Source organism: Burkholderia singularis, assembly GCF_001718875.1.
Taxonomy (GTDB): Bacteria; Pseudomonadota; Gammaproteobacteria; order Burkholderiales; family Burkholderiaceae; genus Burkholderia; species Burkholderia singularis.
The window spans coordinates 584,278-598,986 of sequence record NZ_CP013448.1 but is presented as its reverse complement, the minus strand read 5'-3'; the positions used below and the strand labels follow the sequence as shown (position 1 = coordinate 598,986).

Genomic DNA, 14,709 nt, shown 5'->3' with positions numbered 1-14,709 from the left:
CGATGTTGCCGAAACGGCTTATTCAGCTTCCTGAACGTTTTCCGTTTCCTCGACTTCCGGACGATCGAGCAGTTCGACGAGCGCCATCGGTGCATTGTCGCCGACGCGGAAACCGAACTTCAGGATGCGCAGATAGCCGCCCGGACGGTTCGCGTAGCGCGGGCCCAGCACGTCGAACAGCTTCGTGACGGAATCGCGGTCGCGCAGGCGGTTGAACGCGAGGCGGCGGTTCGCGAGCGACGGCTTCTTGCCGAGCGTGATCAGCGGCTCGACGACCTTACGAAGTTCCTTCGCCTTCGGCAACGTGGTCTTGATGACTTCGTGCTCGATCAGCGAGTTGGACATGTTACGAAGCATAGCCAGGCGATGGCTGCTCGTGCGGTTCAGTTTCCGCAAACCATGACGGTGACGCATTTCAGTTTCCTTGATTCAAAGTTTTGATCCAGCTCTTCTATCGCTTGGCGGCATTGCGCGCTGCACGGGCCGGTATGAAAAAAGCAAGATACGGATTTTAAAGGAAAATCCGCATCTTTGCCAGTTGCGGCTAGCGCCGCGCCTACTTACTTGTCGAGACCGGCCGGCGGCCAGTTCTCAAGCTTCATGCCCAGCGTGAGGCCACGCGAAGCCAGCACTTCCTTGATCTCGTTGAGCGACTTGCGGCCGAGGTTCGGCGTCTTCAGCAACTCGTTTTCGGTGCGCTGGATCAGATCGCCGATGTAATAAATATTCTCGGCCTTCAGGCAGTTCGCCGAACGCACGGTCAGCTCGAGATCGTCGACCGGACGCAGCAGGATCGGATCGATCTGCGGCGCGCGCGACGGCGCCTCGGCAGCCGTTTCCGTGCCTTCCAGCGCAGCGAACACCGACAACTGATCGACGAGAATGCGCGCCGATTGACGGATCGCCTCTTCCGGCGTGATCACGCCGGACGTCTCGATGTTCATCACGAGCTTGTCGAGATCGGTACGCTGCTCGACCCGCGCGCTTTCGACGGCGTAGCTCACGCGGCGAACCGGGGAGAACGACGCGTCAAGCACGATACGGCCGATGATCTTCGCGGTTTCGTCGCCATAGCGGCGCACGTTGCCCGGCACATAACCGCGGCCCTTCTCGACCTTGATCTGCACGTCGAGCTTGCCGCCCTTCGACAGATGCGCGATCACATGATTCGGGTTGATCACTTCGCAATCGTGCGCCAACTCGATGTCGCCGGCCGTCACGACGCCTTCGCCTTCCTTGCGCAGCGTCACCGTGACTTCGTCGCGGTTGTGCAGCTTGAACACCACGCCCTTCAGGTTCAGCAGCAGGTTGACGACGTCCTCTTGCACACCATCGAGCGTCGAGTACTCGTGCACGACGCCAGCGATCGTCACTTCGGTCGGCGCATAGCCGATCATCGACGACAGCAGCACACGGCGGAGCGCATTGCCCAAGGTATGGCCGTAACCGCGCTCGAACGGCTCCATGACCACTTTCGCATGGTTCTCGCCCAGCGATTCCACAGCGATGATCTTGGGTTTCAACAAACTGGTTTGCATAGGTTTTCCTTTTCAATACCCTCGGCTCGTTACACCGATAAGGCTGACCGGTAACAACCTGAAAATGAACAGCCGAGGCCCTGCCTTGCTAAACGCAATCGGCAGGAAGCCTCGGCTCTCAAACGGATTAACGCGAATACAATTCGACGATCAGGCTTTCGTTGATGTCGCCGGCGATATCGGCGCGCTCCGGCACTTGCTTGAACGTGCCTTCGAACTTCTTCGCATCGACTGCGACCCAGCTCGGCAAACCGCCTTGCTCGGCGAGCGACAGCGCTTCGACGATACGCGCCTGCTTCTTCGCTTTTTCACGGATCGCGATCACGTCGCCGACCTTCACTTGCTGCGACGGAACATTCGCGACGATGCCGTTGACCGTGATCGCCTTGTGGCTCACGAGCTGACGCGCTTCAGCGCGGGTCGAGCCGAAGCCCATCCGGTACACGACGTTGTCGAGACGCGATTCGAGCAATTGCAGCAGGGTTTCACCCGTGTTGCCCTTGCGACGGTCGGCTTCAGCGAAGTAACGGCGGAACTGGCGCTCCAGCACGCCATAGATACGCTTGACCTTCTGCTTTTCGCGCAGCTGCGTGCCATAGTCCGACGTGCGCGCGCCGGACGTGCGGCCATGCTGGCCCGGCTTGCTGTCGAGCTTGCACTTGTCGGCGAGCGAGCGGCGAGCGCTCTTCAGGAACAGGTCGGTGCCTTCACGGCGAGACAGCTTGGCTTTGGGGCCGATATAACGTGCCACTTTGCATTCCTCTATCTATCAGTCACGCGGATTTCCATCCGCGCTAGTTCGCTCCCTTTGGGGCGAACGGTGGGCTTAGTCAATCAGATGCGCAAACTGCGCATTAAAACAGCACAGCCCGTCGGCGCGATGCGGCGACAGGCAATGCGCGGGCGCATCGGTTAGATGCGACGACGCTTCGGCGGACGGCAGCCGTTATGCGGAATCGGGGTGACATCCGAAATCGCGGTGATCTTGATGCCGAGGCCATGCAGCGCACGCACTGCCGACTCGCGGCCCGGGCCGGGCCCCTTGATCCGGACTTCGAGATTCTTCACGCCGTATTCCATCGCGACACGGCCAGCCGATTCGGCTGCAACCTGTGCTGCGAAAGGCGTCGACTTGCGCGAGCCCTTGAAGCCCTGGCCGCCCGACGTCGCCCATGCCAGCGCGTTGCCCTGGCGATCGGTGATCGTGATGATCGTGTTGTTGAACGACGCGTGAACGTGCACCACGCCTTCAGCAACGTTCTTCTTGACCTTCTTGCGAACGCGTTGCGCCGCGGAGTTGGAAGCCTTAGCCATTACGTTTTCCTGTCTCTATCAGTGCCGCTTACTTCTTCAGCGCTTGCGCTGCGCGACGCGGACCCTTGCGAGTACGAGCGTTCGTGCGCGTGCGCTGGCCGCGCATCGGCAGGCCCTTGCGGTGACGAACGCCGCGGTAGCAGCCAAGATCCATCAGGCGCTTGATGTTCATCGTCACTTCACGGCGCAGATCGCCTTCGACGACAAACTTGCCCACTTCTTCACGCAGCTTTTCGAGATCTGCGTCGGTCAGGTCCTTGACCTTCTTCGAGAATTCGACGCCAGCTGCCACGCAGATGCTGCGCGAGCGCGTGCGGCCGATACCAAAGATCGCCGTCAAGCCGATCTCGGTATGCTGGTGATTCGGGATGTTAACCCCTGCGATACGAGCCATTGTTTTTCCTCAAACAAAAAGCGCAAACAAACGCGCAGTCAGCCTTGGCGCTGCTTGTGACGCGGATCCGAGCTGCAGATCACGCGAACCACGCCTTTGCGCTTGATGATCTTGCAATTGCGGCAAATGCGCTTAACCGATGCCATCACTTTCATGATATTACCCTTTTTACAAATCACTTCGCCCGGAACACGATCCGCGCACGCGACAGATCGTAAGGCGTCAATTCAACCGTCACCTTGTCGCCAGGAAGGATGCGGATGTAGTGCATCCGCATCTTTCCGGAGATATGCCCCAATACGACATGGCCGTTTTCCAGCTTCACCCGGAAGGTCGCATTCGGAAGGTTTTCGATCACCTCACCCTGCATCTGGATTACATCGTCCTTGGCCATAAGTCCTTTTTAACGCATTGGGATATTGCCGCCCTTGAAATTGGCTTTCTTGAGCAGCGATTCATACTGTTGCGACATAACGTACGACTGCACCTGCGCCATGAAGTCCATCGTGACGACGACAATGATCAGCAGCGACGTTCCACCAAAATAAAACGGCACGTTCCAGCGCAGCACCAGAAATTCCGGCAGCAGGCACACGAAGACGATGTAGATCGCACCGGCCAGCGTCAGACGCGTGAGAATCCGATCGATGTACCGCGCGGTCTGATCGCCCGGACGGATGCCCGGCACGAACGCCCCGCTCTTCTTCAGGTTGTCCGCGGTTTCCCTGCTGTTGAACACCAGCGCGGTGTAGAAGAAGCAGAAAAACACGATTGCCAGCGTGTACAACAGCACATACACCGGTTGCCCGGGCTTCAGCGCCTCTGCCACGTTGTGCAGCGTATCCGACAGCCAGCTCTTGCGCTCGCCCGAGCTGAACCAGCTCAGGATCGTCGCCGGGAACAGGATGATCGACGACGCGAAGATCGGCGGAATCACACCCGACATGTTCAACTTCAACGGCAGATGCGACGACTGCCCACCGTAGATCTTGTTGCCAACCTGGCGTTTCGCGTAGTTCACGAGAATCTTGCGCTGGCCGCGTTCGATGAACACAACCAGGTAAGTCACCGCGGCAATCAGAACGACGATGATGATCGCCGAAATGATGCTCATCGAACCCGTGCGCACCAGTTCGAACAACCCACCGACGGCATTCGGGAACCCTGCTGCGATCCCGCCGAAGATGATGATCGAAATGCCGTTGCCCAGGCCGCGCTCAGTGATCTGCTCGCCGAGCCACATCAGGAACATCGTGCCCGTCACCAACGTAACGACCGTCGTCAGTCGGAACACCATGCCCGGCTCGGTCACGAGCCCCGGCTGGTTCTCCAGCGCGGCGGCGATGCCGAATGCCTGGAACGTCGCGAGCACCACGGTGAAATACCGTGTGTACTGCGTGATTTTCCGCTGCCCGGCCTGCCCTTCCTTCTTCAACGCTTCGAGCTGCGGCGATACGATCGCCATCAACTGCATGATGATCGACGCCGAGATATACGGCATGATCCCCAGTGCGAAGATCGTGAAACGCGACAGCGCGCCACCCGAGAACATGTTGAACATGCCCAGGATGCCGCCCGCCTGGCTCTGGAACAGCTTGGCCAGTTGATCCGGATCGATGCCCGGCACCGGAATATGCGCGCCGATGCGATAGACGATCAGCGCCAGCAGCAAAAACATTGCTCGCCGGCGCAGATCGCCGAACTTCGCCGTGCTTCGACCGGGTTTTGCGAGACTCGGGCTGTTAGCCAAGTATCTTCTCCGATGCAAATGCTAGTGACGGCACGCGTTGCGCGTCACTCGGCAAACGAACCGCCGGCTGCTTCGATCGCAGCGCGCGCACCCTTCGTCGCACCGAGACCCTTGACGACGATCTTGCGCTTGATTTCGCCCGTCGCAATGATCTTCGCGCTCTTCGTCAGTTCGCCGACGAGGCCAGCTTGCTTCAGCGCCAGCAGATCGACTTCGTCGACCGGCAGCTTTTCCAGGTCCACGAGGCGCACTTCACCGACGAATTCCTTCGTCAGCGACGTGAAGCCGCGCTTGGGCAGACGACGCTGCAGCGGCATCTGACCGCCTTCGAAGCCAACCTTGTGGAAGCCGCCCGAACGCGATTTCTGACCCTTATGACCACGGCCGGCCGTCTTACCGAGGCCCGAACCGATGCCGCGGCCAACGCGACGCTTAGCGTGCTTCGCGCCTTCTGCCGGCTTCAGGTTATTCAATTCCATATCAACTCCTTGATCCGTAGTCGGCCGCTTAACCGATGACCTTCACGAGGTACGAGACCTTGTTGATCATCCCGCGCACCGCCGGCGTATCCTGCAGCTCGCTGACCGAGTTGAGACGGCGCAGACCGAGACCGCGCACGGTCGCACGGTGCGATTCGCGAGTCCCGATCAGGCTCTTGACGAGCTGAACCTTGACAGTTTTTTCAGACATGGTGACCACCTGGGCTTAGCCCAAAATTTCTTCGACGGACTTGCCGCGCTTCGCCGCGATGTCGGCCGGGGTCGACTGCTTGCGCAGGCCGTCCAGCGTCGCACGGACGAGGTTGTACGGATTCGTCGAGCCGTGGCTCTTCGCGACGACGTTTTGCACGCCCATCACGTCAAACACCGCGCGCATCGGACCACCGGCGATCACGCCGGTACCGTCCTTCGCCGGAGCGAGGAGGACCGTCGACGCGCCATGCTTGCCGTGCACTTCATGTTGCAGCGTGCCATTCTTCAGCGGCACCTTGAACATGTTGCGACGAGCCTGCTCCATCGCCTTCTGGACAGCGACCGGCACTTCCTTCGCCTTGCCCTTGCCCATACCGACGCGGCCGTCACCATCGCCAACCACGGTCAGCGCAGCGAAGCCGAGAATCCGGCCACCCTTCACGACCTTGGTCACGCGATTGACCGAAATCATTTTTTCGCGAAGGCCGTCGTCGCGCTCGTCAGCCTGAACTTTCGCTTGCATCTTTGCCATGACGAATTCCTTCCTTAGAACTTGAGCCCGGCTTCGCGAGCTGCCTCAGCCAGCGCCTTCACGCGGCCGTGGTAGCGGAAGCCCGAGCGGTCGAAGGCGACGGATTCGATGCCGGCGGCCTTGGCCTTTTCGGCGATACGCTTGCCGATGAGCGTCGCGGCGGCGACGTTGCCACCCTTGCCCGACTTGTCCGCAAGCTCTGCGCGCACTTCAGCTTCCAGCGTCGACGCGCTTGCGAGCACCTTGGTGCCGCACGGCGAGAACACTTGAGCGTAGATGTGCGTATTCGTGCGATGCACGGCGAGACGCGCGACCTGCAACTCGGCGATCTTGATACGCGTCTGGCGAGCGCGGCGCAGGCGAGATTGAGTCTTATCCATGATTGCGCACCCTTACTTCTTCTTCGTTTCTTTGAGGATCACAACCTCGTCGGCATAGCGCACGCCCTTGCCCTTGTACGGCTCGGGCGGACGGTAGCCGCGAACTTCCGCAGCCACTTGGCCGACTTTCTGCTTGTCGATCCCCTTGATCACGATTTCGGTTTGCGTCGGAGTTTCAGCCTTCACGCCTTCCGGCATCTGGTGCACCACCGGATGCGAGAAACCCAGCGACAGGTTCAGCTTGTCGCCCTGCGCTTGCGCACGATAACCGACGCCGACGAGCGCCAGCTTGCGCTCGAAACCCTTCGTTACGCCGTGCACCATGTTCGCGATGATCGCGCGCATCGTGCCCGACATTGCATTCGCCTCACGGCTTTCGTCGACCGGTTCGATCTTCAGAAAACCGCCGTCGACGACAACCTTAACCAGCTTGCTCAGGCGCTGCGAAATCGTGCCGAGCGCGCCCTTCACGGTGATGAGGTCGTCGCTGATTTTCACTTCCGCGCCGTTGAGCGCGATCGGGCTTTTACCTACTCGAGACATATTCCTCTCTCCTTTCGGTTAAGCGACGTAGCAGATGACTTCGCCGCCGACGCCCGTAGCACGTGCCTTGCGGTCGGTCATCACGCCCTTCGGCGTCGACACGATAGCCACGCCGAGGCCGTTCATGACCTGCGGAATCTCGTTGCGGCCGCGGTACACGCGCAGACCCGGCTTCGACACGCGCTCGAGGCGCTCGATCACCGGACGGCCCGCGTAATACTTCAGCGCGATGTTCAGTTCTGCCTTCGCGCCATCCGCCTTCACGGCGAAGTCGTCGATATAACCTTCGTCTTTCAGGACCTGCGCGATCGCAACCTTGACCTTCGACGAGGGCATCGACACCGAAACCTTCTCGACCATCTGCGCGTTGCGGATGCGAGTCAGCATATCGGCGATAGGATCACTCATGCTCATTTACGTTTCTCCTATTACCAGCTCGCCTTGGTCAGGCCAGGAATCTCGCCACGGAACGCGATTTCACGAATCTTGTTGCGCGCGAGGCCGAATTTGCGGAACGTGCCACGCGGACGGCCCGTAATCGCGCAGCGATTGCGCTTGCGGGTCGGGTTTGCATTGCGCGGCAGTTGCTGCAGTTCCAGACGAGCGGCATAGCGCTCTTCCTCGGACTTGCTCGCGTCGTCGATGATCGCTTTCAGTGCCGCGCGCTTCGGCGCGTACTTTTGCGCCAGACGAGCGCGCTTCTTTTCACGTTCGATCAGTGCCAGTTTAGCCACGGTAACCTCAGTTTCTGAACGGGAACTTGAAGCTGGCGAGCAGAGCCTTCGCTTCTTCGTCGGTCTTCGCGGTCGTCGTGATGCTGATGTTCAGCCCACGCAGCGCGTCGATCTTGTCGTAATCGATTTCGGGGAAAATGATCTGCTCTTTCACACCGATGTTGTAGTTGCCGCGACCATCGAAAGCACGGCCCGACACGCCGCGGAAATCGCGCACGCGGGGCAGTGCGACCGTCACGAAACGGTCCAGGAATTCGTACATCGCGCGGCCGCGCAGCGTCACCATTGCGCCGATCGGATAGCCCTGGCGAATCTTGAAGCCGGCGATTGCCTTACGAGCCTTCGTCACAACCGGCTTCTGGCCTGCGATCTTCGTCAGATCGCCAACGGCATTCTCGATGACCTTCTTGTCGGCAACCGCTTCGCCAAGACCCATGTTCAGGGTGATCTTGGTGATGCGCGGCACTTCCATGACCGACTTGTAGCCGAACTTCTCGATCAGGCCGGGAACAACCTTCTCTTTGTAAAACTCTTGAAAACGTGCCATTTTTCTACTCCGCAGCGTCAGGCGCTCAGCACGGCACCGGTCGTCTTCAGGAAACGGACCTTCTTGCCGTCCTCGACCTTGATGCCAACACGCGAAGCCTTGCCGTTCGCGTCGACCAATGCGACGTTCGAGATATGCAGCGGCATCGTCTTCGCTTCCACGCCGCCCGTCGTACCCTTCATCGGGTTTGGCTTCACATGCTTCTTGACGAGGTTGACACCCTCGACCGTCACATGCTCGGCGCCGACTGCCAGCACGACGCCGCGCTTGCCCTTATCCTTGCCGGTGATGACGACAACTTCGTCACCCTTGCGAATCTTGTTCATCGCGACTCCTTACAGCACTTCCGGCGCCAGCGACACGATCTTCATGAATCGTTCGCTACGCAGCTCACGCGTGACGGGCCCGAAGATACGGGTGCCGATCGGCTCGAGCTTGTTATTCAAAAGCACAGCGGCGTTGCCGTCGAACTTGATCAGCGAGCCGTCTTGACGACGCACGCCCTTGGCGGTGCGGACCACCACGGCGTTGTAGATTTCGCCTTTCTTCACACGCCCGCGCGGCGTTGCCTCTTTGACGCTCACCTTGATGATGTCGCCAATGCTGGCATAACGACGCTTCGAGCCGCCGAGCACCTTGATGCACATGACTTCACGCGCACCCGTGTTGTCGGCCACTTCAAGCCGAGTTTCGGTCTGGATCATGGTTTGTCTTTCCCAACTTAATCCGGATGCACCACCATGGCGCATACGGTCAGTCTTGGTCCCGTCAGCCAATCGGCTGCTTGGGTTGGAACAGCAGCGACGGCAAACGAAACCCGCCATCGCAAATTCGGTGATTCTTTCGGAGCAGGCAGGACGCCAGTCCGCTTCCCCCACCAGTACCTCGCCCGCGACGGGGCTCCCACAAGAGGGAAGACCGGGATTATAACAAATAATCCCGGTCACGCAAGCAAAAACTTTGCGATTTCAAGCACTTCTCGTCGAAGTGCCTGTTACGGCCTGCCCGCTTAGATCACGCGGGCTGCCTCGACAAGGCGCGCCACCGTCCAGGCTTTCGTCTTCGAAACAGGACGGGTTTCCTGGATTTCGACGAGATCGCCTTCGTTGTAGGTGTTCGCTTCGTCATGCGCATGGTACTTCTTCGAGCGCACGACATACTTGCCGTAGATCGGGTGCTTCACGCGGTGCTCGACCAGCACGGTGACGGTCTTGTCCATCTTGTTGCTGACGACCTTACCGACGAGCGTCCGCTTCAGCGAGGTTTTCACGCTATCGTTCATTTCTGGTTCGCCTTCTGAGTCAGGACGGTCCGCACACGTGCGATGTCGCGACGAACCTTCTTCAGCTGGCTCGTGTTCGTGAGCTGCTGGGTCGCGAGTTGCATGCGCAGGCCGAATTGCGCCTTCAGCAGGTCCGCCAACTCCTTGTTGAGCGCGGCCTGGTCTTTCTGGAGAAGTTCGGAAGCCTTCATGTTTTCTCCTTAGGCGCCGAGCTGACGCACGATGAACGTCGTCTTCAGCGGCAGCTTCGCTGCAGCCAGACGGAACGCTTCGCGTGCCAGTTCTTCGGATACGCCGTCCATTTCATACAGCATCTTGCCCGGCTGAATCTCGGCGACGTAGTACTCCGGGTTACCCTTACCGTTACCCATCCGTACTTCGGCCGGCTTCTGCGAAATCGGCTTGTCCGGGAAAATGCGAATCCAGATGCGGCCGCCACGCTTGATGTGACGCGTCATGGCACGACGCGCCGCTTCAATTTGACGCGCGGTCAAACGGCCGCGACCGATCGCCTTCAGGCCGAATTCACCGAACGACACCGCGTTGCCGCGCGTCGCCTTGCCGGTGTTACGACCCTTCTGCTCTTTGCGATACTTCCTGCGTTTCGGTTGCAGCATCGTTATTCTCCAGTCTTGCCGTCTTCCGGCTTGCCGGCGCCACGGCGCGGGCCGCCACGGCGGGCGCCCGGAGCGCCGCCTTCGCCGTCACGGCGCGGACGACGGTCGCCCGGGCGCGCGTTGCGACGCGGACGCTTGTCTTCGGTCACTTCCTCGACCACCGGTGCATCGTTGCGGCCGAGCGTGTCACCCTTGTACACCCACACCTTGACGCCGATGATCCCGTAAGTCGTCTTCGCTTCCGACGTCGCGTAATCGATATCGGCGCGCAGCGTATGCAGCGGCACGCGGCCTTCGCGATACCACTCGGTACGTGCGATTTCGATACCGTTCAGACGGCCGGCGCTCATGATCTTGATGCCCTGAGCACCCAGACGCATCGCATTCTGCATCGCGCGCTTCATCGCGCGACGGAACATGATCCGGCGCTCGAGCTGCTGCGTGATCGAATCGGCGATGAGCTGCGCATCGGTTTCCGGCTTGCGGATCTCTTCGATGTTGACGTGAACCGGCACGCCCATGCGGCGCTGCAGTTCCGTCTTCAACAGTTCGATATCCTCGCCCTTCTTGCCGATGACGACGCCCGGACGCGAGCTGAAAATCGTGATGCGCGCGTTCTTCGCCGGACGCTCGATGACGACGCGGCCGACCGAAGCGTTCTTCAGCTTCTTCTTCAGGTATTCACGAACACCGATGTCTTCCTGCAACATCGCCGCAAAATTGTTGTTGTTCGCGTACCAACGCGACGCCCAATTGCGGCTGACGGCCAAACGGAAGCCAGTCGGATGAATTTTCTGTCCCATCGTATGACCCCTTAATTCCCGACCGTCACAGTGATGTGACAGGATTGCTTCTCAATGCGGTTGCCGCGGCCTTTCGCGCGCGCGGTGAATCGCTTGAGCGACGCAGCCTTGTCGACGTAGATGCTCTTGATCTTGAGCTCGTCGATATCGGCGCCTTCGTTGTGCTCCGCATTCGCGATCGCCGACAGCACGACCTTCTTCACGATGCCTGCCGCCTTCTTCGGCGAGAACGTCAGAACGTTCAGCGCCTTGTCGACCGGCAAACCGCGGATCTGGTCAGCCACAAGGCGCGTTTTCTGCGCCGAGATGCGGGCACCGCGATGAATTGCTTTCACTTCCATCTTGATTGCCCCTTATTTCTTGGCCTTCTTGTCGGCCGCGTGACCCTTGAACGTGCGGGTCAGTGCGAACTCGCCAAGCTTGTGGCCGACCATGTTTTCCGAGATGTACACCGGAACGTGTTGACGGCCGTTGTGAACGGCGATCGTCAGGCCGATGAAATCCGGGAGGATCGTCGAGCGACGCGACCAGGTCTTGATCGGCTTCTTGTCGCGCGAAGCTGCAGCCGCCTCAACTTTCTTCAGCAAATGGGCGTCGCAGAACGGACCTTTTTTAACAGAACGTGCCATTGCCTACTCCTTAACGCTTGTGACGGCGCTGGACGATCATCGTCGTCGTGCGCTTGTTGCGACGCGTACGGAAGCCCTTCGTCGGCGTGCCCCACGGGCTCACCGGGTCGCGGCCCGCAGCAGTACGGCCTTCACCACCACCGTGCGGGTGGTCGATCGGGTTCATGGCCACGCCACGCACCGTCGGACGGATACCGCGCCAGCGGTTCGCACCGGCCTTGCCGATCTGGCGCAGGCTGTGCTCTTCGTTACCGACTTCACCGATCGTTGCACGGCACTCGATGTGCACGCGGCGGATTTCGCCCGAACGCAGACGAACCTGCGCGTACACGCCTTCGCGTGCAAGCAGCATCGCCGACGTACCGGCCGAACGCGCCATTTGCGCACCCTTGCCCGGCAGCATTTCGATGCAATGGATCGTCGTACCGACCGGAATGTTGCGGATCGGCAGCGTGTTACCCACACGGATCGGCGCTTCCGAGCCCGACAGCAGCTGCTGGCCCACCGTCACGCCCTTCGGCGCGATGATGTAGCGACGCTCGCCGTCTGCGTACAGCACCAGCGCGATGTTCGCGCTGCGGTTCGGGTCGTACTCGAGACGTTCGACCTTCGCCGGAATGCCGTCCTTCGTGCGACGGAAATCGATCACCCGGTAGTGGTGCTTATGGCCACCACCCTGATGACGCGTCGTGATGCGGCCATTGTTGTTGCGGCCAGCCTTGGAGCTCTGCGTATCGAGCAGCGCCGCGTGCGGCTTGCCCTTGTGCAGATCCTTGTTGACCACCTTGACCATCGCGCGGCGACCCGGCGATGTCGGCTTGACTTTGACGATTGCCATGATTACTTGGCCTCCGCTTCAAAGTTGATTTCCTGGCCGGGCTTCAGGCACACGTATGCCTTCTTCACGTCCTTGCGGCGGCCCATCGAACGGCCGAAGCGCTTTTGCTTGCCCTTCTGAACCAGCACGTTGACGGAATCAACTTCAACCTTGAACAGCAGCTCGACGGCCGCCTTCACTTCCTGCTTCGTGGCATCCGGCGCGACTTCGAACACGACTTGCTCGTTCTTGTCGGCAACCAGCGTCGCCTTTTCGGAAATCACCGGTGCGAGCAGGACCTGCATCAAACGATGATCGTTCTTGCGAATCTCGCTCATGACAGCAACTCCTCGATCTGTGCGACCGCAGCCTTCGTGACCAACACTTTCTTGAAGTAGATCAGCGACAGCGGGTCAGCGTAGCGCGGCTCGACAACCGCCACGTTCGGCAGGTTGCGCGACGCGAGGTACAGGTTTTCGTCGACCGTGTCGGTAATGATCAACACGGAATCGAGGCCCATGGCCTTGAATTTGTCGGCCAGCAGCTTGGTCTTCGGCGCTTCGAGGACGATATCCTCGACGACCGACAGACGGCCTTCGCGGGCCAACTGCGAGAAGATCGAGCAGAGGCCTGCGCGATGCATCTTCTTGTTGACCTTGTGCGAGAAGTTTTCTTCCGGCGAGTTCGGGAAGATACGGCCACCGCCACGCCACAGCGGGCTCGACGACATACCGGCACGAGCGCGGCCCGTACCCTTCTGGCGCCACGGCTTCTTGGTCGTGTGCTTGACCTGCTCGCGATCCTTCTGCGCGCGGTTGCCCTGGCGAGCGTTCGCCTGGTAAGCGACGACGATCTGGTGGATCAGCGCTTCGTTGTAGTCGCGGCCGAACACGACGTCCGACGCATTGACTGCCGCACCTTCCTGACCATTCGCATTCAGGAGCTTGAGTTCCATTATTTCGCCCCCTTCGTCTTGACGGCCGGCGTCACGAACACTTTGCCGCCCTTCGCGCCCGGCACCGCACCCTTGACGAGCAGCAGCTTGCGCTCTGCATCGATACGGGCGATTTCGAGGTTCTGCACCGTCACCGTCTCGTCACCCATGTGACCCGTCATGCGCTTGCCCGGAAACACGCGACCCGGATCCTGCGCCATACCGATCGAGCCCGGAACGTTGTGCGAACGCGAGTTACCGTGCGATGCACGGCCGGAACCGAAGTTGTAGCGCTTGATCGTGCCCGCGTAGCCCTTACCGATCGACACGCCTTGCACGTCGACCTTCTGGCCCACTTCAAAGAGATCGGGACCAATCACGGCGCCGTTCGACAACTCGGCAGCCTTGTCGGCTTCGATGCGGAATTCCTTGAGGATTTCACCGGCTTCAACGCCGGCTTTGGCGAGATGACCTGCCAACGGCTTCGTCACACGCGACGCACGGCGCGTGCCGAATGCAACCTGCACGGCCGTGTAGCCGTCGGTTTCAACAGTCTTGATCTGCGTCACTCGGTTGTCCGACACGTCGAGCACGGTGACGGGAATCGAATCCCCTTCAGCCGTGAAGATACGGGTCATGCCAACCTTGCGACCTACGAGTCCAAGGCTCATCGTTTTCTCCATTCCCGACTGCGATTGGTCGGGGCTAATTTACAAAACGCCGGGCTTGCGACGAAATCGCCCGCACCGGCTTTTTACGCAAATACGCGAAAAGCCTTGCATTATAGCGAGGCCTTTCGTTTTCCGCAAGCAATCAAAGACTTAGCGCGACCTACGGGGGCAGATCACGTCGGCAGCCTTGTAGCGAGCTGTTACGCGCGCCTTATTGCAGCTTGATTTCCACGTCGACGCCTGCCGGCAGGTCGAGCTTCATCAGCGCGTCGACCGTCTTGTCGGTCGGATCGACGATGTCCATCAAGCGCTGGTGGGTGCGAATTTCGAGCTGATCGCGCGACGTCTTGTTCACGTGCGGCGAGCGGAGGATATCGAAGCGCTGAATACGCGTCGGCAGGGGCACGGGGCCACGAACGATCGCGCCGGTCCGCTTCGCCGTATCGACGATCTCGGCTGCCGATTGATCGATCAGGCGATAGTCGAAAGCCTTCAGACGAATGCGGATTTTTTGCTGCTGCATGGCGATTCC

Annotated in this window: 29 protein-coding genes; all 29 read right to left on the bottom strand. The window is 60.0% G+C overall.

The features are described 5' to 3' along the window. Positions 1–18: 18 nt before the first annotated feature. A complete protein-coding gene (rplQ, locus tag AQ611_RS02785) occupies positions 19–414 on the bottom strand; it encodes a 50S ribosomal protein L17 (protein WP_059512433.1) in 396 nt (131 codons plus the stop codon). Between the two features lie 146 nt (positions 415–560). Beyond that, complete coding sequence (locus AQ611_RS02780; protein WP_059512434.1) at positions 561–1,538, bottom strand: DNA-directed RNA polymerase subunit alpha; 978 nt, start codon at positions 1,536–1,538, stop codon at positions 561–563. Positions 1,539–1,665: 127 nt separating this feature from the next. Beyond that, complete coding sequence (rpsD, locus tag AQ611_RS02775; protein ID WP_059512435.1) at positions 1,666–2,289, bottom strand: 30S ribosomal protein S4; 624 nt, start codon at positions 2,287–2,289, stop codon at positions 1,666–1,668. A gap of 161 nt (positions 2,290–2,450) precedes the next feature. Then, a complete protein-coding gene (gene rpsK / locus AQ611_RS02770) occupies positions 2,451–2,852 on the bottom strand; it encodes a 30S ribosomal protein S11 (RefSeq protein ID WP_010106947.1) in 402 nt (133 codons plus the stop codon). A 28-nt stretch (positions 2,853–2,880) separates the two neighbouring features. Further along, a complete protein-coding gene (rpsM, locus tag AQ611_RS02765) occupies positions 2,881–3,246 on the bottom strand; it encodes a 30S ribosomal protein S13 (RefSeq protein ID WP_059512436.1) in 366 nt (121 codons plus the stop codon). A gap of 38 nt (positions 3,247–3,284) precedes the next feature. After that, positions 3,285–3,401 carry a 50S ribosomal protein L36 gene (gene rpmJ, locus AQ611_RS02760; protein ID WP_004199844.1) on the bottom strand — a complete coding sequence of 39 codons (117 nt, stop codon included), beginning with the start codon at positions 3,399–3,401 and terminating at the stop codon, positions 3,285–3,287. Positions 3,402–3,421: 20 nt separating this feature from the next. Then, complete coding sequence (infA, locus tag AQ611_RS02755) at positions 3,422–3,640, bottom strand: translation initiation factor IF-1 (protein WP_004521905.1); 219 nt, start codon at positions 3,638–3,640, stop codon at positions 3,422–3,424. A 9-nt stretch (positions 3,641–3,649) separates the two neighbouring features. Then, the gene (gene secY, locus AQ611_RS02750; RefSeq protein WP_059570935.1) at positions 3,650–4,996 is read right to left on the bottom strand and encodes a preprotein translocase subunit SecY; all 1,347 of its coding nucleotides are present in this window, start codon (positions 4,994–4,996) and stop codon (positions 3,650–3,652) included. Between the two features lie 44 nt (positions 4,997–5,040). Next, positions 5,041–5,475, bottom strand: a complete 435-nt coding sequence (gene rplO / locus AQ611_RS02745) for a 50S ribosomal protein L15 (RefSeq protein WP_059512438.1) — start codon at positions 5,473–5,475, stop codon at positions 5,041–5,043. A gap of 28 nt (positions 5,476–5,503) precedes the next feature. Beyond that, positions 5,504–5,686 (bottom strand): 50S ribosomal protein L30, encoded by a 183-nt coding sequence (gene rpmD / locus AQ611_RS02740; protein WP_004202755.1) that lies wholly within the window; start codon positions 5,684–5,686, stop codon positions 5,504–5,506. A gap of 15 nt (positions 5,687–5,701) precedes the next feature. Next, positions 5,702–6,220: a 30S ribosomal protein S5 gene (rpsE, locus tag AQ611_RS02735; RefSeq protein WP_004197945.1), complete on the bottom strand. Its 519-nt coding sequence runs from the start codon at positions 6,218–6,220 to the stop codon at positions 5,702–5,704. A gap of 14 nt (positions 6,221–6,234) precedes the next feature. After that, positions 6,235–6,600 (bottom strand): 50S ribosomal protein L18, encoded by a 366-nt coding sequence (gene rplR / locus AQ611_RS02730; RefSeq protein WP_006400645.1) that lies wholly within the window; start codon positions 6,598–6,600, stop codon positions 6,235–6,237. Positions 6,601–6,612: 12 nt separating this feature from the next. Then, positions 6,613–7,143 carry a 50S ribosomal protein L6 gene (rplF, locus tag AQ611_RS02725; RefSeq protein WP_009974367.1) on the bottom strand — a complete coding sequence of 177 codons (531 nt, stop codon included), beginning with the start codon at positions 7,141–7,143 and terminating at the stop codon, positions 6,613–6,615. An 18-nt stretch (positions 7,144–7,161) separates the two neighbouring features. Next, a complete protein-coding gene (gene rpsH, locus AQ611_RS02720) occupies positions 7,162–7,557 on the bottom strand; it encodes a 30S ribosomal protein S8 (protein WP_004185153.1) in 396 nt (131 codons plus the stop codon). Positions 7,558–7,571: 14 nt separating this feature from the next. After that, complete coding sequence (gene rpsN / locus AQ611_RS02715) at positions 7,572–7,877, bottom strand: 30S ribosomal protein S14 (RefSeq protein WP_059512439.1); 306 nt, start codon at positions 7,875–7,877, stop codon at positions 7,572–7,574. Positions 7,878–7,884: 7 nt separating this feature from the next. Next, complete coding sequence (rplE, locus tag AQ611_RS02710; RefSeq protein ID WP_059512440.1) at positions 7,885–8,424, bottom strand: 50S ribosomal protein L5; 540 nt, start codon at positions 8,422–8,424, stop codon at positions 7,885–7,887. Between the two features lie 17 nt (positions 8,425–8,441). After that, a complete protein-coding gene (gene rplX, locus AQ611_RS02705) occupies positions 8,442–8,750 on the bottom strand; it encodes a 50S ribosomal protein L24 (RefSeq protein WP_069233657.1) in 309 nt (102 codons plus the stop codon). A gap of 9 nt (positions 8,751–8,759) precedes the next feature. Further along, complete coding sequence (gene rplN / locus AQ611_RS02700) at positions 8,760–9,128, bottom strand: 50S ribosomal protein L14 (protein WP_038714987.1); 369 nt, start codon at positions 9,126–9,128, stop codon at positions 8,760–8,762. A gap of 305 nt (positions 9,129–9,433) precedes the next feature. Then, positions 9,434–9,706, bottom strand: a complete 273-nt coding sequence (rpsQ, locus tag AQ611_RS02695) for a 30S ribosomal protein S17 (protein WP_059512442.1) — start codon at positions 9,704–9,706, stop codon at positions 9,434–9,436. Beyond that, positions 9,703–9,897, bottom strand: a complete 195-nt coding sequence (gene rpmC, locus AQ611_RS02690; RefSeq protein ID WP_059512443.1) for a 50S ribosomal protein L29 — start codon at positions 9,895–9,897, stop codon at positions 9,703–9,705. Before rpmC ends, rpsQ begins: the two co-directional genes overlap by 4 nt. A gap of 9 nt (positions 9,898–9,906) precedes the next feature. Then, the gene (gene rplP / locus AQ611_RS02685; RefSeq protein WP_040143049.1) at positions 9,907–10,323 is read right to left on the bottom strand and encodes a 50S ribosomal protein L16; all 417 of its coding nucleotides are present in this window, start codon (positions 10,321–10,323) and stop codon (positions 9,907–9,909) included. A 2-nt stretch (positions 10,324–10,325) separates the two neighbouring features. Further along, entirely contained in the window at positions 10,326–11,126 is an 801-nt protein-coding gene (rpsC, locus tag AQ611_RS02680; protein WP_004185240.1) for a 30S ribosomal protein S3, read from the bottom strand. Positions 11,127–11,137: 11 nt separating this feature from the next. After that, positions 11,138–11,467, bottom strand: coding sequence for a 50S ribosomal protein L22 (gene rplV / locus AQ611_RS02675; protein WP_004199272.1), 330 nt, complete (start codon positions 11,465–11,467; stop codon positions 11,138–11,140). Between the two features lie 12 nt (positions 11,468–11,479). After that, positions 11,480–11,755 (bottom strand): 30S ribosomal protein S19, encoded by a 276-nt coding sequence (gene rpsS / locus AQ611_RS02670; protein ID WP_004199273.1) that lies wholly within the window; start codon positions 11,753–11,755, stop codon positions 11,480–11,482. 10 nt (positions 11,756–11,765) lie between these two features. Then, positions 11,766–12,593, bottom strand: coding sequence for a 50S ribosomal protein L2 (gene rplB, locus AQ611_RS02665; protein WP_059512444.1), 828 nt, complete (start codon positions 12,591–12,593; stop codon positions 11,766–11,768). 2 nt (positions 12,594–12,595) lie between these two features. Next, positions 12,596–12,910 carry a 50S ribosomal protein L23 gene (gene rplW, locus AQ611_RS02660; RefSeq protein ID WP_004199275.1) on the bottom strand — a complete coding sequence of 105 codons (315 nt, stop codon included), beginning with the start codon at positions 12,908–12,910 and terminating at the stop codon, positions 12,596–12,598. Further along, complete coding sequence (gene rplD / locus AQ611_RS02655) at positions 12,907–13,527, bottom strand: 50S ribosomal protein L4 (protein WP_059512445.1); 621 nt, start codon at positions 13,525–13,527, stop codon at positions 12,907–12,909. Before rplD ends, rplW begins: the two co-directional genes overlap by 4 nt. Then, positions 13,527–14,177 carry a 50S ribosomal protein L3 gene (gene rplC / locus AQ611_RS02650; RefSeq protein WP_059512460.1) on the bottom strand — a complete coding sequence of 217 codons (651 nt, stop codon included), beginning with the start codon at positions 14,175–14,177 and terminating at the stop codon, positions 13,527–13,529. The genes rplD and rplC overlap by 1 nt, the downstream gene beginning before the upstream one ends. A 211-nt stretch (positions 14,178–14,388) precedes the next feature. Next, on the bottom strand, positions 14,389–14,700 hold the full coding sequence (rpsJ, locus tag AQ611_RS02645) for a 30S ribosomal protein S10 (RefSeq protein ID WP_004199280.1): 312 nt from the start codon (positions 14,698–14,700) through the stop codon (positions 14,389–14,391). Between the last annotated feature and the right edge of the window lie 9 nt (positions 14,701–14,709).